The 21968-nt window shown below is 32.9% G+C and carries 18 protein-coding genes; 4 read left to right on the top strand and 14 right to left on the bottom strand.

What is annotated here, in order from left to right:
• Positions 1-20: 20 nt before the first annotated feature.
• From V8G56_RS02490 to uvrC, 11 genes are all read right to left on the bottom strand, one after another.
• Positions 21-461: a hypothetical protein gene (locus V8G56_RS02490; protein WP_331629136.1), complete on the bottom strand. Its 441-nt coding sequence runs from the start codon at positions 459-461 to the stop codon at positions 21-23.
• 138 nt (positions 462-599) lie between these two features.
• Entirely contained in the window at positions 600-3338 is a 2739-nt protein-coding gene (locus V8G56_RS02485) for a TonB-dependent receptor (RefSeq protein WP_395436882.1), read from the bottom strand.
• 169 nt (positions 3339-3507) lie between these two features.
• Complete coding sequence (pgi, locus tag V8G56_RS02480; RefSeq protein WP_395436881.1) at positions 3508-5127, bottom strand: glucose-6-phosphate isomerase; 1620 nt, start codon at positions 5125-5127, stop codon at positions 3508-3510.
• Positions 5124-6443 carry a peptidoglycan DD-metalloendopeptidase family protein gene (locus V8G56_RS02475; RefSeq protein WP_395436880.1) on the bottom strand — a complete coding sequence of 440 codons (1320 nt, stop codon included), beginning with the start codon at positions 6441-6443 and terminating at the stop codon, positions 5124-5126. The genes pgi and V8G56_RS02475 overlap by 4 nt, the downstream gene beginning before the upstream one ends.
• Complete coding sequence (locus V8G56_RS02470) at positions 6401-7318, bottom strand: tryptophan 2,3-dioxygenase family protein (RefSeq protein ID WP_395436879.1); 918 nt, start codon at positions 7316-7318, stop codon at positions 6401-6403. The genes V8G56_RS02475 and V8G56_RS02470 overlap by 43 nt, the downstream gene beginning before the upstream one ends.
• Positions 7315-8106, bottom strand: coding sequence for a DUF3108 domain-containing protein (locus V8G56_RS02465; protein WP_395436878.1), 792 nt, complete (start codon positions 8104-8106; stop codon positions 7315-7317). The genes V8G56_RS02470 and V8G56_RS02465 overlap by 4 nt, the downstream gene beginning before the upstream one ends.
• A gap of 149 nt (positions 8107-8255) precedes the next feature.
• Positions 8256-9416: a 4-hydroxyphenylpyruvate dioxygenase gene (hppD, locus tag V8G56_RS02460; RefSeq protein WP_395436877.1), complete on the bottom strand. Its 1161-nt coding sequence runs from the start codon at positions 9414-9416 to the stop codon at positions 8256-8258.
• Positions 9417-9452: 36 nt separating this feature from the next.
• Positions 9453-10610 (bottom strand): homogentisate 1,2-dioxygenase, encoded by a 1158-nt coding sequence (locus tag V8G56_RS02455; protein ID WP_395436876.1) that lies wholly within the window; start codon positions 10608-10610, stop codon positions 9453-9455.
• A gap of 171 nt (positions 10611-10781) precedes the next feature.
• A complete protein-coding gene (locus V8G56_RS02450; RefSeq protein WP_395436875.1) occupies positions 10782-11828 on the bottom strand; it encodes a glycosyltransferase family 9 protein in 1047 nt (348 codons plus the stop codon).
• Positions 11829-11918: 90 nt separating this feature from the next.
• Positions 11919-14150 carry a patatin-like phospholipase family protein gene (locus tag V8G56_RS02445; RefSeq protein WP_395436874.1) on the bottom strand — a complete coding sequence of 744 codons (2232 nt, stop codon included), beginning with the start codon at positions 14148-14150 and terminating at the stop codon, positions 11919-11921.
• Positions 14147-15940 (bottom strand): excinuclease ABC subunit UvrC, encoded by a 1794-nt coding sequence (uvrC, locus tag V8G56_RS02440; protein WP_395436873.1) that lies wholly within the window; start codon positions 15938-15940, stop codon positions 14147-14149. The genes V8G56_RS02445 and uvrC overlap by 4 nt, the downstream gene beginning before the upstream one ends.
• 106 nt (positions 15941-16046) lie before the next feature.
• Between uvrC and V8G56_RS02435 the strand changes: the two genes are divergently transcribed.
• The 4 genes from V8G56_RS02435 to V8G56_RS02420 are packed head-to-tail and all read left to right on the top strand — an operon-like array spanning position 16047 to position 18911.
• Positions 16047-16484 (top strand): ATP-dependent zinc protease family protein, encoded by a 438-nt coding sequence (locus V8G56_RS02435; RefSeq protein WP_395436872.1) that lies wholly within the window; start codon positions 16047-16049, stop codon positions 16482-16484.
• Complete coding sequence (gene rimK / locus V8G56_RS02430; protein ID WP_395436871.1) at positions 16481-17353, top strand: 30S ribosomal protein S6--L-glutamate ligase; 873 nt, start codon at positions 16481-16483, stop codon at positions 17351-17353. Before V8G56_RS02435 ends, rimK begins: the two co-directional genes overlap by 4 nt.
• Before the next feature lie 8 nt (positions 17354-17361).
• Positions 17362-18336: a succinylglutamate desuccinylase/aspartoacylase family protein gene (locus V8G56_RS02425; protein WP_395436870.1), complete on the top strand. Its 975-nt coding sequence runs from the start codon at positions 17362-17364 to the stop codon at positions 18334-18336.
• Between the two features lie 11 nt (positions 18337-18347).
• The gene (locus V8G56_RS02420; protein WP_395437597.1) at positions 18348-18911 is read left to right on the top strand and encodes a 5-formyltetrahydrofolate cyclo-ligase; all 564 of its coding nucleotides are present in this window, start codon (positions 18348-18350) and stop codon (positions 18909-18911) included.
• Here the strand turns inward: V8G56_RS02420 and V8G56_RS02415 are convergent.
• The 3 genes from V8G56_RS02415 to V8G56_RS02405 all read right to left on the bottom strand — a co-directional run bounded on the left by V8G56_RS02415 (position 18908) and on the right by V8G56_RS02405 (position 21965).
• Positions 18908-20794, bottom strand: coding sequence for a hypothetical protein (locus V8G56_RS02415; RefSeq protein ID WP_395436869.1), 1887 nt, complete (start codon positions 20792-20794; stop codon positions 18908-18910). The genes V8G56_RS02420 and V8G56_RS02415 overlap by 4 nt on opposite strands.
• 92 nt (positions 20795-20886) lie before the next feature.
• The gene (locus tag V8G56_RS02410; RefSeq protein ID WP_395436868.1) at positions 20887-21513 is read right to left on the bottom strand and encodes a lipoprotein signal peptidase; all 627 of its coding nucleotides are present in this window, start codon (positions 21511-21513) and stop codon (positions 20887-20889) included.
• Between the two features lie 68 nt (positions 21514-21581).
• Positions 21582-21965, bottom strand: coding sequence for a TraR/DksA family transcriptional regulator (locus tag V8G56_RS02405; RefSeq protein ID WP_395436867.1), 384 nt, complete (start codon positions 21963-21965; stop codon positions 21582-21584).
• Positions 21966-21968: the final 3 nt, after the last annotated feature.

Raw genomic sequence — 21968 nt, 5'->3', positions numbered from 1 at the left:
TGAGTGTCGCCTTTTTTTATTTAATTAGGCCAAACAGCCCATGGGATTCTTGACAAGAATAAAACCAAAGCAATGGTATAAAAAACAGCTATAGTTTTTAACTTATATTTGGACGTTAATTTCTTTTTATGTTTAGAATACCCAATAGTTATTAAAGCCACTGCAATAATATTTATTAAAGGATGTTCAACCAAATACAATCTGTGAACGGCATCCTTCATAACCCCTCCCATACCAAGTTCAGCAAATAATTCTAATCTTGGAGACACAAAATAAAGTAACAAGCCTATAAGCAATTGAATATGCGATATTATTAAGGTAAATAAGGATATTCTAAAATCTTTTGCTTCATATTCCTTTCCTCTTAAAGATTTCATAATAGCATTTATACTTGCAATTATTAATACCAAAAGAACTAAGTAAGCCCAGTAAGAGTGTATTATTTTGACTGTGTTATACATGTAGTGATTATTTTAGTTTTATATATGTTACAAATGTAGTAATTAAATAAATATGGCGTTATTTAAATTGAAATCTAATGTTTAGGCATAAAAAAAACCGCTTCATTCGAAGCGGTTTTTTTATGCTATCCAGAAAATTTAAAATTCCATTTTTAATGAGAAATTCCAAGTAGTTCCAAATCCAAACCAAACAGAGTTGCGCACATCAATACCGTTATAAGTAGGGTTTGATCCGTCTGCATGAATATTCGTGTTTGATTCTGCTATATACTCTTCATTAAATAAGTTATTGATATTTAATCTAGCAGAAGTGTTATTACCGAATAAGTTAAAACGGTAAGTAGCTCCTAAATCGATTAAATTATAAGCTGGAAGCTTCAAAGCACCTTGATTATCAGGATTCACGAAATCAGAATCTACAATACTGTAATCCGCATATAGATTATTAACATTTCTCCAACCTAAATCAAAGAATAAGTGATCACCAACACCATAGTCAGCTTGTATAAAAGAAACAAACTGAGCAGCATCACCTATTTTAGCATCTTTAGTATAAAGTGTTCCTGTACCAATTTGTGTGTTGGTATCATCAAATAATGTTGATGTAAAATCCTTAGTATATTTCCAGTCTCCTATAGATAACATCCCTGATAATTTGAAGTTAGATGCCACTGTATATTTAGCTTCAAGTTCAAAACCGTTGTGTAATTCTTCAATATTTTTAAACTGAGCTGTACCTGTGGTACCTCCAGTATTTGTAAAACTTCTAGACACAAAACGGTTACCCCACTTGGTTGAATATAAGTTTACATTCATAGTGAATGATGGTAAGCGTAAGCCGTAACCTACTTCAAAAGAAGTGATCTTTTCATTTTGAAGATCTGGGTTAATGGCGTTTGCAAAATTAGGGAATACTGCATCAAAGTTTGGTTGACGACTAATATATCCGGCATTAACAAACACGTTATTCGCATCATTTATGTTGTAGTTAGCACCACCTTTTATGTAACCACCACCTACATTTTTCTTCTTACTTAGAGGACTAGTAGGCTGATCAAATAAATCTTCTCTTTGGAATGACTGATTAGATAATCCAGCTTGTAAAACAGCCGTAAATGAATCTTCGTTAGAATATTCTGCCAAACCGTTAACACCTTGCCATCCAACATAACCAATGTTATAATAATCAATCATAGGCCCTTTTAAACCTGTATTCTTAAAAGGCGACGCCTTAATGGTCGTTTCAATAATTTCACCTGCACTATTTTTATTACCCGTAGAATAATAACCGTCTAAGCCCATTAGGTTTTCTAAAGCACGGTAGTGGTAACCGGTATAGTCACGTAAATCAACACCAATACTATATCTCATTTTTCCTGCGTTGAAATCTAAATTAGAAATCATTCCAATCCAGTCATGAGAATTCATTGAAGCTCTCCTAACAAGTACGGATCTGTTAACGCCATCATCTCTAAACCCATTAGATCCAATTAATAATCCATCATATGCACCAATTCCTCCTGTGTAAGGGGTTGTAGTAGTGCGGTTTACATTAACTACATTATCAAAATTGATTGATCCGTCTGGATTTCTTGAAGCAGCTCCTCTACCTCTATTATTCAGGTGCTCAGTCAAATCTATATTGAAAGGATATAAGTCAATATCTGCATTACGGAAGTTATTTCCTCTTGGACCCGTACCACCACCACGACCAGCAGAACCGTAGAATGATGTCGATAATTTAACATTGTCTGAAATTTCATAATCCCAGTTAAGGGTTGCTAATGGTTTGTTGTAGAAGTTTCTTCTCATGTTAAACTCCTCGCCATTTAAATAGCCACCGTTAGTGTTCCATCTTCTGTCTACACCGTTGTCTCCAAAATTTTGGTAATCGCGAATCGATACCCAAACATCACGTTGGTGATGCCATTGACCAGCTCCTAAGAATGAAAAATTGAATTCATGTTTAGAGCCTTCTGGAGCATATCCAACGGCTGCAAAATAAGTCCATCCTGAACCTTTTGTGAAGTTTACATAACCATCACCAGACCATTTAGATAATAAGAAACTACTAGACCAACCTTTTTCATTTTGACCTGTGCTATATGATGCTGTTGTTTTTGTGTAAGCATCATTACCAATAACTTGTGACACAGAACCGCCTTGCTTACGCTCTGCAGCTTTAGTAAAAATAGATACTGTACCACCAACTGAAGGTACTGCTAATCTTGACGCTCCAATACCTCTTTGTATTTGAATTCCAGAAGCAACATCGGTTAAACCTTGCCAGTTAGACCAATAAACCCATCCGTTTTCCATATCGTTTACAGGTTGACCGTTAATAAGAAAAGACGTATTACTTTGGTCAAATCCACGTAAACTAATTCTTGAATCTCCATAACCACCACCTTGCTTAGTAGCATAAACTCCTGGTGTGGTATTCATGATTTCTGGAAACTCCATGTTTCCAACTTTTAAAGCAATTTCTGATGCTTTTATTGAAGAAACAGCAACAGGTGTTTTTCTGTCTACTGCCACATCTGCAATTCCTACAATGACTATCTCACCCAAAGAATTATCAGCAGATAAGGTTATTTCTCCTAAATCTTTACTTCCGTCAAACGTTAAAGTTATAGAACCGTAACCAACATAAGACACGACTATTTTTCCAGAAGTAGCTTGTGTTGTTAAAGTAAACTTACCATCAAAGTCTGAAGAGACCCCATTAGTAGTTCCTTTTTCAATAATGTTTGCACCTGGTAAAGGCGCATTCAAATCAGCATCCATTACCGTACCCGTAATAGTGCTTTGTGACATTGCAACTGTAGAGAATATAAGGGCTACAGTTAATAATAAAAATTGAGTAGTTTTTTTCATAATTTTAAGAAAGATTAAATTACTTGAATTAGTGCTGCAAAAATAAGTATAATAATGGATAATTAATTAACTTATTATTAACAAATTTTTATTAATTGTGAATTAATTCTAATCTATCTTAAAGCAACCTTTTTAGGAAAAAAGATTAATTATAAATATTGAATAAAGTTTATGTTAATTTTTTGTAGTATTCTAAAAGATTAGACGTAGACGAGTCATGATTGTCAATTCCGGCAGTGTAAACCTCTTTTAAAATTTTGCTTGCTAATTGTTTCCCTAATTCAACACCAAACTGATCATAACTGAAAATATTCCAGATAACCCCTTGAACAAATATCTTATGTTCATACATTGCAATTAGCTTCCCTAAACTTTCAGGAGTTAGTTTGTTAATAAAAATAGTATTGGTTGGCTTATTTCCTGCGAAAACTTTAAAAGGAACCAGTTTTTCCGTAGCACCTTCAGCAACAACTTCTTCTTTTGTTTTACCATTTAAAAGAGCCTCTGTTTGCGCTAAGAAATTAGAGATTAACTTGTCCTGATGGTCTTGATTTCCATGTAAAGATTTAACAAAACCAATGAAATCTGCTGGTATTAATTTAGTTCCTTGATGAATCAATTGAAAAAAGGCATGTTGTGAATTGGTTCCTGGTTCTCCCCAAATTAAAGTACCTGTTTGATAATCAACAGGGTTTCCATTTCTATCGACACTTTTCCCATTGCTTTCCATGATTCCTTGTTGCAAATACGTTGCAAACTGGTTTAGGTATTGAGAATAGGGAATAACCGCTTCACTTTCCGCATTAAAAAAGTTATTATACCATACACTTATAAGGGCCAGAATTACAGGAATATTGTTTTTGAAATCTTCATTTTTAAAATGAGTATCCATTTTATGGGCTCCTTGTAGTAAACTATCAAAGTTATTATACCCAACAGCTAAGCTAATTGATAAACCAACGGCGCTCCAAAGAGAAAAACGGCCTCCAACCCAATCCCACATGGGAAAGATATTGTTTTCATCAATGCCAAAAGATTTTACACTATCAATATTGGTTGAAACAGCCACAAAATGTTTTGCAATGGCGTCTTCATTTCCCGATTTTAAAAACCATTCTTTAATGGTATTGGCATTTGACAAGGTTTCCTGTGTAGTAAAGGTTTTTGAAACGATTACAAAAAGGGTGGTTTCTGGATTTAATTTTTTAATGACCTCATTTACATGGTCACCATCTACGTTACTAACAAAATGAGTGGTTAAATGATTCTTATAAAATTGTAAGGCTTCCACTACCATGGCAGGTCCTAAATCTGATCCACCAATTCCTATATTAACAATATCTGTAAACCCTTTTCCTGTAAAACCTTTTAACTCCCCATTTACTACTTTATTTGTAAAGGCGTGAATTTTACTTTTAACAGCGTAAACTTCAGGCATCACATTAACACCGTCAACCATGCATTTTGCAGATTCAGGGGCTCTTAAAGCAGTATGTAATACAGCTCTTCCCTCAGTCTGATTAATAATATCACCTGAAAATTGGCATTCAATAGCTTCTTTTAACTTTACTTCTTCAGCTAATTGAAGTAAATAATTTAATGTTTCTTCAGTAATCCTATTTTTCGAAAAATCAACATAAAAGTCCTCCCATTTAATGGTGAATTTATCTGCTCTGTTTTTATCTTGAGCAAATAAATCTTTCATTTTTATATTATGAACTGATTTATAATGCTGTGCAAGGTGTTCCCACGATTTTGTTGTTGTTGGATTTATGCTTGGAAATGTCATTCTTTTACTTGTGAAATTAAATTATCTTCAATTAGATTTTCTTGTTTTTCATTATGAAAAGGTATACTATCTAATTGTGCTTTTATTGGTTGAATAAAACTAAAATATTTGGTTTTTAATGCCTCTGAAATGGGTTCTGCCTCAGGTAGTTTTTCTCTAAAGGGATCTACCTGTTTTCCGTTTTTCCAAAAGCGATAGCACACATGTGGGCCACCAGTATTCCCGGTCATGCCAACCCAACCTATAACACTTCCTTGTTTAACAAACTGCCCCACTCTTACATTGCGCCTTTGCATATGCAGATACTGGGTTTCATAAGTAGCATTGTGCCTTATTTTAACATAATTTCCATTTCCACCAGTATAGCCTGAATTGGTTACCGTTCCATTAGCAGTGGCCATAATAGGCGTTCCAACTGGTGCCGCAAAATCTGTCCCCTTATGAGGTTTAATTTTATTCCCATAATAGGCTATGCGTCTTTTTAAATTATATCTTGAAGATATTCTACTAAACTGTACCGGCATTTTTAAAAATGCCCGACGTAAATTTTTTGCGTCCTCACTAAAATAATCAGTCAGTTTTTTAACGGAATCCGTTTCAAATTTAAAGGCATAAAACGGTTCTTTATTAAATTCCATATAGGCTGCCTTCACATTTTGAACGCCAGCATAAATGGTGTCATCTATAAACTTATCTGTATAAATAACTTTAAATCTATCTCCTTTTTGAAGACGTCTGAAATCTATAGTCCAGGCAAAAATTTCATCAGCCATCTTATAAGCCAATCTAAGGCTTAAGCCTTCTTCTTCCATGGCTTCTGAAATATTCGTCTTTATGACCCCTGAGACTGTTTTTTCAACATATTTAATTGGTTTCCTACTGGTATAGGCATGTATGGAATCCTGAAAGCTCACCACAACATATTCTTCAACATTAGGCTGATAAATAAAACATTTTGGCATTTCTAAGGAATCCTTAGAACACAACAACGTATATGGTTTGCCAACCTGAAGTTTTCTAATATCAAAAGTGTCTTTTGCTTTTTCTGCTATATGAAAAATTCTAGGGTAGCCAATTTTATTTCGTTCTAAAATGGTCCCAAAACTATCACCGCGTCTTATGGTATCTCTCTTAACAACGTAATCATTCAAATTAAATCCAAACTCATAAATATCGGGCTCTACCACTACAGCTTCTTCATATGCCTGGACTTCCAGATTGTTATCAACCTTTTCTTTACAAGCAAATAACCCAATTGCTATTATTAAAAATATTAAACTTCTGTACCCCAATTTTGTAATTCTTGTTTGGTCCATAAATCTGGAAAAAATATTCTTCTTTGATATTTTGGATGCATATATTTTACCCATTCACTTCCTCCTGTTGCTTCAGTGGTTTTACCACCTATGTTTAAATAATGATTTGCGGTCTTGTAATGAGCCATAACCCATTTTATGTTTACTGTATAATCATAATGGCGCATGGCTTTAATTAATGCTTTATTCTCTTTTTCAGCTTGTGGTAACGCTTTAAATTTTGTCCACAAATTGTGTGTGTTATAAAATTGCGTAAATCTAATAAATTCCTCTTTGTATTTTTCTTCAAAAACTGTTAATGTGTAATTTTTTTTTCCAGTTTTATAATCCTTACCAGCTGCTTGCCAATATAAATGTTCAAACGCATTCTCGTAAGAGGAGTTTCTATCTATAGTATCTCTAAATCTTTTGTCGATTAAATTAATAAGCTCAGTTGAAGAAAATTCAATTTTTCTGTATTGTGCGCTTTGAAATCCGCTGGCAGGGGTTAAAGCTGTTCTGAATTTATTGTATTGATCTACATCCATACCATCTTTCATGATACTAAACGAGGATGTTAACATATCAAAATAACGACTTATCCGCATTAATTTTGAGGAAAAAAAGGAAGCCTCAACATTTTCCGTTTTTGCCACTTGTTCAATCTCCCCAAGAATCATTTTAAATAATAATTCATTGATTTGATGATACATTATAAAAACCATCTCATCAGGAAATGAGGTGCGTGGTAATTGAAGGTTTAATAAGGTATCTGTATGAATATAGTCCCAATAATTTATAGGTTTACTGTATAATAAACCCTCTAAATGAACCTCTAGATCCTGTCCTATTTTTTGGAATTTTTCTTCAAGTTCTTTGGTTGTTTCTTTTTTCAATTTTTTTTATTTTCAACAACAATTCTAAACGGATGCTTTAAACCTTTAAAAGCCTCAAGATCAGCTCTTAATGAGCCAACCGCTAAATCTGCTTTAATGCGTAAAGGTAATTTATTTTTATCTTTTGAAACCCAAAGGGTTAAACTTTCTTCTTCTTTAAAAACACGTCCAGCCATAACATAAGGCCTGAATACTAAAGCTTCAATATTTCCAAATTCGGTGTTTATAATTTCTTCACCAAGATATTTTAATTTAAAACCATAAGTTTCTTCATCAAAAAACATGTCCACTTTTACCTCATCACCTATTTTCAGGCCGTCTATTTTTAAAGTATTGCGCAAATAATAATAGGTTGAAACCATGTCCTGGATATTTTGAGACGTATCAAAGACCTTTTTTTCATTATGCTTTTTATCATTAACATAAACCTTATTATTAGTTTGATCAAAATCAATTTCTAAATCTTTTGTATGACCGCCTTCATCAATTTTTCTGATGAATTTATAAGGAACCAGCGTATTTGTATCAAAATAGCTTTCATACCTGTCCTGTACTTTAAAAAACCATTTTATCATACCTGAAGTCCATCCTTTACCAACTACATGGTACACCTCTTTTTTATCTAGCTTAGTTTCTTTTACGGTAAGGGTTGCATTTCCGGCCTTTAAGAATCCACTATAGCTCATTTTGAATTTAAACCATTCACCATCCCCAAAAGCTGAATCGGATTGGCCAACAGAAAACTGCATGGCTAATATTGCAATAAAAACAAGTAGTTTCTTTATCATGTTTTTTGGGTAATTATAAACTAACTCAAAGGTATTTGTTTTATTGTTAATATCTTAGAATTTGCAATTACTGTTCCAAAAGTATTAAAACAAAAAAACTCCATCAAAATATAATGATGAAGTTTTTAACTATTACTATTAAATCATGGTTAAAGTGTTCCTCTGTTAGCTTGTTCTCTTTCTATTGATTCAAAAAGGGCCTTAAAGTTACCGGCTCCAAATCCTCTGGCTCCCATGCGTTGAATAATTTCAAAAAACAAAGTGGGTCTATCTTCAACCGGTTTGGTAAAGATTTGTAACAAATACCCTTCTTCGTCAGCATCTACCATAATTGATAGTTTTTGAAGCTCTTTCATATCTTCCTTCATCATACTTTTATGTTCTCCAAGCCTTCTGGGAATATCGTCATAATAAGCTTGTGGTGGTGGTGGTAAAAATTCCACCCCTCTAGCCTTTAATTGAGATACTGTAGAAATAATATCGTCTGTAGCCACGGCAATATGTTGCACTCCTGAACCTTCGTAAAAATCTAAATATTCTTCAATTTGTGAACGCTTTTTTCCTTTTGCAGGCTCATTAATTGGGAACTTAATACGTCCGTTACCATTACTCATCACTTTACTCATTAATGCAGAGTATTCCGTATGAATTTGTTTATCATCAAAAGACAAGAAATTCTCAAATCCCATCACATCTTCATACCATTTTACCCAGGTATTCATTTGACCCCATCCTACATTACCAACCATATGGTCAATATATTTCAAACCTACTGGTGTTGGATTATAATCTGACTCCCACTTTCTAAAGCCTGGTAAAAACGCTCCTTTATAATTTTTACGCTCAACAAATATGTGAACTGTTTCTCCATAAGTATAAATACCGGCTCTTACCACTTCGCCATCTTCATCCTTCTCAACCACAGGTTCCATATATGATTTTGCGCCACGCTTAGTGGTTTCTTCGTAAGCTTTTCTGGCATCTTCTACCCAAAGAGCAATTACTTTTACGCCATCACCATGCTTTACAATATGTTCATTAATGGGTGATTTACTATTTAATGGCGTGGTTAATACCAGCCGGATTTTATCTTGTTTTAAAACATAACTCACGGCATCTTTAGAGCCCGTTTCTAAACCTTTGTAGGCATATGATTGAAAACCAAATGCTGTTTTGTAATAGTGGGCTGATTGTTTTGCGTTTCCAACATAAAACTCCACATAATCTGTTCCTAAAAGCGGCAGAAAATCCTGAGCCCCTTCAAATATTTTTTCTAAACCGTAATTTACTGATTTTACTTGCTTACTCATTTGTTTAATTTTGATTGATCTTTTAATAAGTGAATGTTACTCCAACCAAGATTTATGGTATTTTTCATCGGCTATTTTCATTGCTTCTTCAGTTACCTGTAAAGGTTTAAAGGTGTCAACCATGACAGCTAGTTCTTCCGTTTTGGTTTGTCCGATACTTCTTTCTGTAGCCCCTGGATGCGGTCCGTGAGGTATTCCTGCCGGGTGCAACGAAATATGACCCGCTGCTATATCATTTCTACTCATAAAATCCCCATCAACATAATACAACACCTCATCACTATCTATATTACTATGATTATATGGTGCCGGTATGGCTTGAGGATGATAATCATACAACCTAGGCACAAAGCTACATACCACAAATGCATCTGTCTCAAAAGTTTGATGCACCGGTGGTGGTTGATGAATACGTCCTGTAATAGGTTCAAAATCATGAATAGAAAAGGCATACGGATAATTAAACCCATCATACCCCACCACATCAAATGGATGCGAGGCATAAACCATATCAAAAATATCGTTTTGCTTTTTTACTTTGATCAAGAAGTCTCCGCTTTCATTATAGGTTTCCAATTCATAAGGCTGACGTATATCACGCTCACAAAAAGGAGCATGTTCTAAAAGCTGTCCAAACCAGTTTCTGTATCGTTTAGGCGTATAAATGGGCCTTCTGGATTCCACAATAAACAATCGGTTATCTTCAGTATCAAAATCTATTTTATAAATAATACCTCTTGGAATTAACAGGTAATCACCATATTTAAAATCAAGATTTCCCAACATAGTACGGAGCTTACCCGTTCCTTTATGAATAAAAATCAATTCATCAGCATCTGTATTTTTATAAAAATAATCTCTTGTAGAGTGTTTTGGTGCTGCCAAAATAATAGCGCAATCACTATTGACTAAAACGGCCTTCCTACTCTCTAAATAATCATTTTCTGGTTTAACCTGAAACCCAACAAATCTATACGATTGTATGTGATTTGATTTCGCTATTTTAGGAGCTACGCTGTATTGCCGTTTAATTTCTTTTACCTGAGTTGGGCGTTGTTCATGATAGCTATTTGTAGACATCCCATCAAAACCAATGGTTCCAAATAGTTGTTCATAATACAAACTGCCATCTGGTTTTCTGAATTGTGTGTGCCTCTTGGGCGGAATGTTTCCTAATTTATGATAAAATGGCATTCTTTTAAATTTTAAGATTAATAATTAAAGCTCAAAAAAATTCTCAAACTTTAAAAAGATAAATAAATTTAAAGCCTTCTCATTCAGGATTTCTCTTGATAAGAAATTGTAGAAATTGTAATAAATTTTGCCAAAAAAGTTTCATACACTTACAAATATCGTAAAATTTTGCTAACCAAGAATGTTATGAATGCCTTTTAACCAATCCTTAAGATTTGATTCATTAGTGTTATATGCTAAGCTCTTATTTCCGTATGGTCCATACTTCTCAAGATTGGTTATTTTGAAAAACCCGACCACTGGAATTTGAGCAGCGCTCGCCAAATGCATCACTCCATTATCTGCAGTAATAAAAACAGCCGTATTTGCTAATAAAGCACACATTTCTCGCACATCTTTGCTGTATAAATTTGGGGCCACAAAATTAATCCTTGATATATTTTCAATAGGCAATAATTCTATAACATTATATTCCGGGAACTCCTCTAGCAAACGTTTGTATAGTTGGGTCCACCATAACTCATCATAGCATTTATCACCCGTAGCATTGGTATAAATACAAATAGTTGGTTTTTCATTATGAACTAATTCCTTTAAAACTGTTTTTCCTTGAGCAAGCTCCTGTTCACTTAATTTAATATTTAAAGTTGGTACCGGTTTGTTGTTTTTTGGAAATCCGATTAAAGATAAATATTCCCTTAAATTATAAATAGGGTATTTTGATATGTGTTCATAATCATCATACTCATTTTGAATGGCCTCATTTATATCTCCAAACAATTTGAATTTTCCCTTTGCCAGTTGCGTAGCCAGTTTTCCAGATGAAGAATCCTTATCTCCATTAATCACCAAATCATAACTTCTTTTTTTCAATGCAAACCATTTAAATATATATTTTATTAAATGGCTAAATGGTTTCTTGGGAAGCTGAATAACCCTATCAATATTCTCATAATTCTCAAAAACGGCATTTGCAACGCCTCCTTTAACGAATAAATCTATTTTGCAATTTGGAAATGTATCAATGATTTCCTGAACAAGCGGCGTTGTAAGCAATTGATTGCCTAGTCTATGGTTTGGTCTTGAAATTAAAATTCTGTTTATTTCTGGAATGACTCCCGAATTTAAGTGTGCTGCCGGATAAGAATTCCCTATGTTTTTAGTTAAAGAATTCATTACCTGCCTTCTAAAACTATTTATTTTTTTTGATACTTTCATTAATAGAATTATAATTTTTTAAAATGACAAAAGTAAAATATTATGGGTTTTCAGCCTAATTCTACTGATATTGATTAATTTCAAAAACCTCTAAAACCAAAAACCAACGTTAACAAACCAAACACCATCGCTTTGTTCTGGTGAATAACTATATTTCGCCTGAATGGGTCCTAAAAAAGTTTCAATGGCATACCCTAAAGCATAGCCCCTATAGTCTGGAAGGGTAAACCATTCTCCGGTTCTAAAAATATCATTCTCAATGTTTGCCCAATTTCCTTCCAAGGTAATGTGTTGATGTTTGAAAATTTCAAAATCTGCACTCGCATAAGCCTTGACATAACTATTTCCGATAAGAGAGATAAAGTCATATCCTAAAAAAGGAATGAAATTATTAATTAGATTATTCCCGTATCCACCTAAAGCAAAGTCCAAAGTATTCGTGGAATTATCTCCTAATTTAAACCCACCACTAGTTTGTAAGTTCAATGACAATTTATCTGAAACACTAAAGGCATAACCAATATCTGCCTTTGCTATAGAAAAATTTTCAAAATCGTTATTAAACTGTGACGCATAAAAGTAATTATGAATATACCCATTAAAATACACCCCTCTTTTTGGAAAATATTTATTGTCATAGGTGTCAAGTTTTATATTTCCAAAAACGCTCAAATAGTCTGTTTGTTCAAAAACAAAAGGCTCGTTTGAAGGGTTTAAGCTGAAGGTTTCTGAAGTTATTCTTAATCGTTTATGTTCTAAACCAATACTTGAGGCAAAGTCCCTCCTAAATAGCGTTTGTAAATAAAATTGATTGGTTTGATCCTGTAATTCTACATCCGCCTTATTTATTCCGGTGACTGTAAGTTCTTGGTCACTTAATAATAATTGTGCATTGACACTCTTATTAAATTCATTGTATCTTGATTTTACTCCAATACTCCAATAAAATCCCTTATCAATAAAATAATCAAAATTATACCTCACATTATCTCCAAAAATTAAATCCAGAGAAACGACATCATTTTTAAAGAGAAACTTTTTTTTGGTAAGATTTATGAGGGCTGCACTTTTGTATAATTTGTCATAATGCACCCCTAATTTCAAATAAGTATTGATTTTAGTTTCAGTTAATTCCGTAACTAGATCATAGCCCTCTTTACCCAATGTTTTTTTAAATTCATACTGAAAATAATCAAAATTGTTTGTCGCAATAAGGTTATTGACACCTTTATTAAAATTTTTGTAACTGACTATTTCATTTCCTTTAAGTCTTAATTTCCCCAAGACATATGCTCTTGAATATCTTTCATTACCTTTTGTTATAATGGTGTTTAATCTAATAGTATCTTGAATTGTTTTCTTAATTTCCAATTTTGGTTTTTGCTTTTGCTGTCTAACCACCTTTTTTATGGCCTCACTCTGAGAGATTGCTGCATCAACGCCATTTTTTATTATAGTGCTTCCATCATCAAAAGAAATCACACTAAAGTCTTTTATATCTGGTTTGATATAAATATCGGTTTTTTCAACCTTAGCAGTCATATCATGAACGGTTCTGAAATTATTGATTTGAACTAAAATATCAGGCGCAGAAGTTAACTCTTCTCTAGTTGCTAAACTACCTTGAACATCAACCCCTATGATAACATCAACCCCTTTTTTCTTGAGCTCATCAATTGGATAATTGTTAACAACGCCACCATCTATTAGCATCTGATCATTGATCATAACCGGTTGAAACAAAGAGGGCAATGCGCCACTGGCCATAACTGCTTGGGCTAATATGCCTTTATCAAGAATCACTTCTCTGCCAGTTTCAGCATCAGTAGCTATACAAAAGAACGGGATAGGTAACTTGCTGAAATCTTCAGCCTCATTAACGTGTATTGTTAATTTTGAAATTAACCCATAAACATTTTGGCCCCTTGACAAAGCAGATGGTAGTTTAATTTTAAAATGATCAAATGGCAGCGTCACCGCGTATCGTTCTGAATTGTTTCGTTCATAAAACGCTTTAGAAGCTCTAGGCAATTCATCATTTATTAAAATACTAAAATCTAAAACTCTAAAAATGGAATCAAGTTCTTTACCGGAGTATCCTGCGGCATATAAGGACCCAATAATGGCACCCATACTTGTTCCAGCAACATAATCTACCCGAATACCTAAACTATCAATGACCTTTAGAACACCAATATGAGCTAATCCTTTAGCACCACCACCACTTAACACCAATCCGACTTTAAGGTCATCCTGTTCAGCGTTTTGTGATATGCCATGAACACTTATAAATAGCAATATAATTATTAAATAATATTTCATTGTTTATGGTAATAGCTATATATTTTTTCTGCTCTTGAAACACCAACAACAGATTCTAATTCATCTAACTTAGCTTTTGCAACACGGCTTGCTGATTTAAATTGTTTTAACAGCTCAATCACTGTTTTTTCACCTATTCCTGGTATGGTTTCTAATTCTGTATTTAAAGCATTTTTACTGCGTCTGTTCCGGTGATGTTCTATACCAAAACGATGTGCTTCATTTCTTAACTGTTGTATAATTTTTAATGTTTCGCTTTTCTTATCTAAATATAAGGGAATTGGATCATTTGGATAGAATAATTCTTCTAAACGTTTAGCAATTCCAATAATAGCTATTTTTCCTCTTAACTGTAAGGAATCCAAAATTTTTAAGGCAGAAGACAATTGCCCTTTTCCCCCATCTATAATAATTAATTGTGGCAAAGGTTGATCTTCTTCAAGCAACCGTTTATAACGTCTGTAAACTACTTCTTCCATGGAGGCAAAATCATTAGGCCCTTCTACCGTTTTTATATTGAAATGCCTATAATCCTTTTTACTTGGTTTTCCATTTTTAAAAACGACACAAGCCGCTACAGGATTCGTCCCCTGAATATTTGAATTATCAAAACACTCAATATGTCTGGGCTCCACTGAAAGCCGTAAGTCCGTTTTCATTTGTGCCATAATTCTATTCACATGTCTATCGGGATCTGTGATTTTAATTTGTTTAAAACGCTCCATTCTGTAATATTTAGCATTTCGAAGCGATAATTCTAAAATATGCTTTTTGTCTCCCAATTTAGGAATGGTCACCTTCAATTCATCTCCTAAGTCAACTTCAAATGGTACATAAATTTCTTTTGAATTGGAATTGAATCGTTGCCTAATCTCTGTGATGGCCAGTTCCAGTAATTCTTGGTCGGTTTCATCCAGTTTCTTTTTTATTTCAAGCGTATGAGAACGAATAATTGAGCCGTAAGATAATTGTAAAAAATTAACATACCCAAAACTCTCATCACTCATAATTGTAAACACATCCACATTACTAATCTTTGGATTTACTATGGTTGATTTTGACTGGTAGTTTTCTAGAACCTCAATTTTTTCCTTAATTTTTTGTGCGTCCTCGAAGTGCATATTTTGAGCACATTGTTTCATTTGAATTTTAAATTGGGATAAAGAATCTTTAAAATTTCCTTTTAAAATTTCTTTGATGGCTTTAATATTTTCATTGTACGCGGCCTCTGTTTCGTACCCTTCACATGCACCTTTGCAATTGCCCAAATGATACTCTAAGCATACCGCGTATTTCCCGTTTTCAATCTTTTCCTTTGATAAATCATAATTACAATTTCGCAAATGATAAAGCCCTTTAATTAAGTCTAGCAAGGTTGATACTGTTTTCATACTGGTATACGGTCCAAAATACTCACTACCATCTTTAATGACGCGCCTTGTTGAAAACACCCTAGGAAAACGCTCGTTTTTAATACAAATCCAAGGATAGGATTTATCATCTTTTAACAACACATTATAACGCGGCTGATATTTTTTTATAAGATTATTTTCTAAAAGCAGGGCATCGGTCTCTGTATCAACGACAATATGTTTTATATTAACAATTTTTTTTACTAAAACTCTTGTTTTTCCATTGTCATGTGTTTTTGTAAAATAGGAGCTCACCCTTTTTTTTAAATCCTTTGCTTTTCCAACATAAATAATAATGCCGTCAGCATCAAAATATTGATAAACTCCAGGCTTGTGAGGTAAAGTTTGTAGTTGAATTTCTAAAGCAGGTTTACTCATATAACCAAAGATAGCATATATCCAAAAACATTTCAAGGTTAACAATCATTTGAGTATTATTTAACATTGTTTTTTTTTACCTTGCAAGACTATTTTAAACTAAACAATGCCAAAAAAATTAATAGGAAGAATAGACAAAGCAGATTTTCCCTTGCTTGGTTTATTTGATATTGATATAAAAATTGATACAGGTGCCTATACCTCTTCTATTCATTGCCATAAAGTGATTATTGAAGATGATGTGCTAAAGTGTAATTTTTATGACAAAGACCACCCTCATTATAACGGCAAAGAAATTATTTTTAAAACTTATGATATTGCTAAGGTGAAAAGCAGCAATGGCATAGTACAACAACGTTATAAGGTTAAAACTACTATTGTATTATTTAACAAAAGGTATAGTATTAATTTGACTTTAAGTACCAGGGATGATATGAAATATCCTATCCTAATAGGAAGACGCTTTTTAAATAAAAAGTTTATTGTAGATGTTAATTTAAAAAACTTATCTTTTGAAAATAAAGAACTGAAAATCAGCCAATGAATATTGTAATTTTATCTAGAAACCCTAAATTATATTCCACTAAAAGACTTGTTGAAGCCGCTACAAAACGCAAACATAGTGTACAGATTATTGATCCTTTAATGTGTGAGATTATTATTGAAAAGAAAAATCCCGCCGTTATTTACAAAGGTAAATATTTAGAAAATATTGATGCCATTATTCCAAGAATTGGTGCCTCAGTAACTTTTTACGGAACCGCCGTAGTAAGGCAATTTGAAATGATGAAAGTCTTTTCAACGGTTGAATCTCAAGCGTTAGTAAGATCAAGAGATAAATTAAGAAGTTTACAGGTCTTGTCTCGTGCTGGTTTAGGCATGCCAAAAACCGTGTTTTCAAATTACACTAAAGATGTGGCTGAAGTGATAAACTATGTTGGTGGCGCACCCTTAGTGATAAAACTATTGGAAGGCACTCAAGGATTAGGCGTTGTATTAGCAGAAACAAATAATGCAGCAGAATCTGTATTAGAAGCTTTTAATGGGTTACAAGCAAGAGTTATAGTGCAAGAGTTTATTAAAGAATCTAAAGGTGCCGATATTAGAGCTTTTGTCGTTGATGGCAATGTAGTAGGAGCCATGAAAAGACAAGGGAAAGAAGGTGAGTTTAGATCTAATCTTCATAGAGGTGGGAGTGCGACTATTATTCAATTAACGGATGAGGAAGAAAATGCGGCTTTAAAATCTGCTAAAGCACTGGGATTAGGTATTTGTGGGGTAGACATGCTGCAATCTGCCCGCGGTCCTTTAATTTTAGAGGTCAATTCTTCTCCTGGTCTTGAAGGCATTGAATTTGCGACCAAAAAAGATATTGCCAATATTATTATTCGTTATATTGAACGTAACGTTTAAATTATTTTATGGCTAGCAATTACAAACGTATTATTTCAATTTTAGGTCATGATATTCCATTAGGAACATCAAAAGAAATCAACTTTAATATTGCAAAACTGCATACCGCGACCATTATTGAGGTTCCAGTAATTATAGAGCGTGCAAAAAAACCGGGACCTACTGTTTTGTTTACCGCCGGAATTCATGGTGATGAAATTAATGGAGTAGATATTGTACGCCAGCTCATTTCAAAAAAAATAAATATTCCAAAACGTGGTACTATTATTTGTATGCCCATATTAAACGTGTTTGGTTTTTTAAATAGCTCCAGAAGTTTCCCAGATGGACGCGACCTTAACAGGGTTTTTCCAGGTTCTGCAAATGGTTCATTAGCCAGTAGGGTAGCTAATAGATTAATGACTGAAATTATCCCAGATGTTGATTTGATTATTGATTTTCATACGGGAGGTGCCAGTAGATTTAATGCAGCACAATTGAGGATTGTTAAAAATGACTCCGAACTGGAAACCTTAGCCTCTGTTTTTGGAGCGCCTTTTGCACTGTATTCAAACAATATAGGTAAATCATTTAGAAACGCCTGTTATCAATTAGGTAAACCTATTTTATTATACGAAGGTGGAAAGTCTTTTTTTGTAGACGACACTATTTCAAAAATTGGCATTGAAGGGGTTAAGCGCATTCTAAATCATTTTGACATGCTGAATCCTAAGAAAAAAATAAGCCCTCCTAAAGAACCAACGGTATTTGTTGAAGAAAGTAAATGGATTAGAGCCAAGCGTTCAGGCATGTTCAAGGCAAAAATGGCTATTAACTCAAAGGTTTATATTGATGATATTCTAGGGCAAATTACTGATCCCTACGGAAAAGTACACCATACCGTTAAATCTACTATTGAAGGCTATATTATAAACCTTAATGAAGCCTCTTTAGTCTATCAAGGAGACGCTTTATTTCATATTACTTCCAAACTTAAAAGCTAAAAACTGCAATGATGACCAAGTCAGAACTACGAAAAAAATATAAAATACTTCGTGATGACCTGTCCACACATCAAGTTGATGATTTAAGCCTTTCCATAGCCAATCAATTATTAAAACTTGACATTTGGCACTTTACTTTTTTTCATATTTTTTTGAGCATTGAAGAAAAAAAGGAAATAAATACAGATTATATTTTAAATATTTTGTCAGGAAAAGACAAAAACATTATCATTTCTAAAAGTAGTTTTTCTACTGGGTTGATGACTCATTTTTTATTGACTGATAATACCATTATTAAAAAAAACAGTTATAATATTCCTGAACCAATAGACGGTATTGAAATTGCTCCTAAAAAACTGGAGGTTGTTTTTGTCCCGCTTTTAGCCTTTGACAAACAAGGAAATCGGGTAGGATATGGCAAAGGATTTTACGACCGTTTTTTGTCAGAATGCAAACAAAAAACCATCAAAATAGGCTTGAGTTTTTTTGAAGCCGAAACGGAACTTATAAATCATTCTGAAAATGATGTAAGGTTAGATTATTGTATCACTCCTAAAATGGTTTATTCCTTTTAGTTATTACAACTCTCACAATAGGTTTTTCTTAAATAATCATCTTCTAATAACTGAAATGTGATCCCTCCGTTTTCTACGGAATTAAACAATTTGCAAAACCGTTCTTTATTCATATTAGAAGCATTTAGCATTACTATTCTATAATTAAAATCCTGTGTAAGCTGCTTATCTATTAAGGTTAAGTTTAAATAATAAAACAGTAAATCCTCATCAATATCTAAAGTTCTCACCTTGTTTTCTAACAAATTAACAGCCAATTTATTATTAGAGTAAAAGCTAAAAAACTGTGCCAAACTCAAATAATCATAATTTGATAAAGTGAAATTTTTATAGTTATTATTTACGTATTCAACCGCTATATCTTTGTTGGTATAATCTCTTTTTTGCATTAACTTTTCAGCTTTTATAATATGTAAATTAGTCAGCATTCTTGAGATGAGATCGCTTTCAATACCATAATTTTTTAAAGCATTTATTTGCTTATTTAAGGAAGTTTCATCAACATTTATAGCATTATAACGCCATAATTTTAGTTTAATAGCCATTAAATTATATTTAATCCCCTCATCGTTGGGAATCATTTTTTCCAGCTCTAGTAATTCATCATAAACAATTAATCCTTGTCTAAAATCCAACATATATTTATAAGCAGAATTCTTACTAAGTAAATTGGCAAACTTTACCTTTTTTGGAATGGACATTTGTTGCAAAACGTCTGGCGAAGCCTCTTTCATTCTGATTCTTTCAAAAATGGAGTTTTGAAGTTCATTAGCTTCTTTTACGGATTCTGTATTTATCGCATCGCTAAATTTATTTAATAACCCAATAACAGATTCAACTTTATATTTATCTTTCTTTTCTAATTCTAATTCAACAATGGCTTTTCTGTGGTTCTTAAAAATGGGCTCCATCTCTCTTGAAAGCTCTCCAGCAATTCTTTCTTTAATTTGCTTTTTATTTAATATTAAAAGCGTTCTGTATTTAGTAGACTTGATATCATTAAGAAAATCAACCCAGTTTTCTGATGATGACACCACCGTTTTAATGGTTGGTTTTTGAAAAGATTGCAAAGCCGCTACAATACTTTTAGCGCGAAGTTCTTGCAATTCTACATTTCGGCTCGCTACCCCTTCAATTGATGAATAAACTTTAATGTTTATACCCTTTATATTATAATCTGTTAATCTTAAAGAATCATAAATAGGCTTGATGTCTGCCTGTGAATAATTAGATTTATTCCTTTCAAAAGGAATTTTAAACTTTAAAGTTTTATTTCTTATAATATAATTTTCATCGGCTGATGATTTAATTTGTTTGTCATCATAGGTCAAATTATCTAAATACATCCCCATATCAAGCAAATCCCAAGAGTAGGACTCCAGATCATAAATAACATAATAACGGCATAAGTTTTTATTGCCTAAAAACATGATGTTGTATTCTAATTCATCATTAAGAAATCCTTTTGGAACTTTACCAACATAAGAGCGATATCTGTTTTCTGCATTAGAACTTAAACCCTGTTTTAATTCTTTAGAATAGACGGGTTTCAATAAAAAGCCTCTTAATTGCGTTTTTGCAACAGATTCTAATTCACAGGCATATCTGCTTTTTAAAACGATCTCTATAGCAAGTCCATCACCGGCATTATTAAATAGCAAATTGAACCAGTTTTTATCATTTACCTCAAAATAAAGGTTCTCGTTTTCTCTTATAATTGAAAACTTAACTTCTTTAGGTTTTTGACTAAATGCTTTTAAACACTCTTGGCACTTTTGATCAGTCTCTTTTCCAGGAAAAATAATATCATAGGTGTTTTGAGAAATGATAAAATTGATATTGAATAATAAAAATGAGGTTAAGAAGAAGGTTTTAACATTCATTAATTGAGAGATAAGGTTTCTTGTTTTATCAAAAAGTTAAAGTTAATGAATCCTGTTGAGTTATAAAATACTTTCCTGTATATATTCTAAATTTATGATTCATTTTTAGGAAAAGCCTTTTTATTGAATACCAAAAGCATGATAAAGCCTGTGCTTATAGCCATATCTGCGATATTAAATACAGGTTCAAAAAACGTGAAATATTTGCCTCCAAATAAAGGTAACCATTCTGGTAAATAGCCTTTCCATATAGGAAAGTAAAGCATATCAACTACGCGTCCATGCAGCAATCCATCATAGCCTCCTTCAATAGGCAAAAAAGAAGCAATTTGCCCATGGCTGTCATTAAATAATACCCCATAAAACACAGAATCTATAATATTGCCAAGTGCTCCGGCAAAAATAAATGCAATAGCCAGCAATAACACTTTAGGACTTTTCTTTCTGGTGGCATCCAAAAGCCAAAAGCCTATGCCTATTATTGCAACAATTCTAAAAATAGTTAAACTTATTTTTGCAGTTCTATCTGAAATAAACGACCCAAAATCACTCAGTTTTGTACCCCATGCCATACCATCATTTTCCACAAAATAAATCCTAAACCAGTCATACACCCGGTATTCATCGCCTAAGGCAAAATGGGTTTTTATATAAATTTTACTGATTTGATCAATAAGTAAAATTAAGATGATTATGATAATTGACCTCTTTAAAGACATAGTGTAGGATAATATAAAAATAAAAACGCCTCAAAATTTGAGACGTTTCAAAAATATCATATAAATAATTATTGCTGCATGTTTTTTGCTTCAATACTTAAAGTAGCATGTGGCACTAATTTTAATCGCTCTTTATTGATAAGTTTGCCTGTAACTCTGCAAATACCGTAAGTTTTATTTTCAATCCGAATTAAGGCATTTTTCAAATCACGAATAAATTTTTCCTGTCTAATGGCTAATTGCGAATTAGACTCCTTGCTCATTACTTCACTCCCTTCATCAAAAGCTTTAAATGTTGGTGACGTATCTTCCGTTCCATTATTATGGTCATTCATATACGCACTTCTTATAAGCTCTAAATCATTTTGGGCTTTTTGTATTTTTTCCTTGATTAACTCCTTAAACTCTGCTAAATCTTTATCCGAGTATCTAACGTTTGTATCCTCATTCATAAT

This window comes from Gaetbulibacter aquiaggeris (genome assembly GCF_044003965.1).
Lineage (GTDB): Bacteria > Bacteroidota > Bacteroidia > Flavobacteriales > Flavobacteriaceae > Yeosuana > Yeosuana aquiaggeris.
This window is presented reverse-complemented; position numbering and strand designations above follow the sequence as displayed.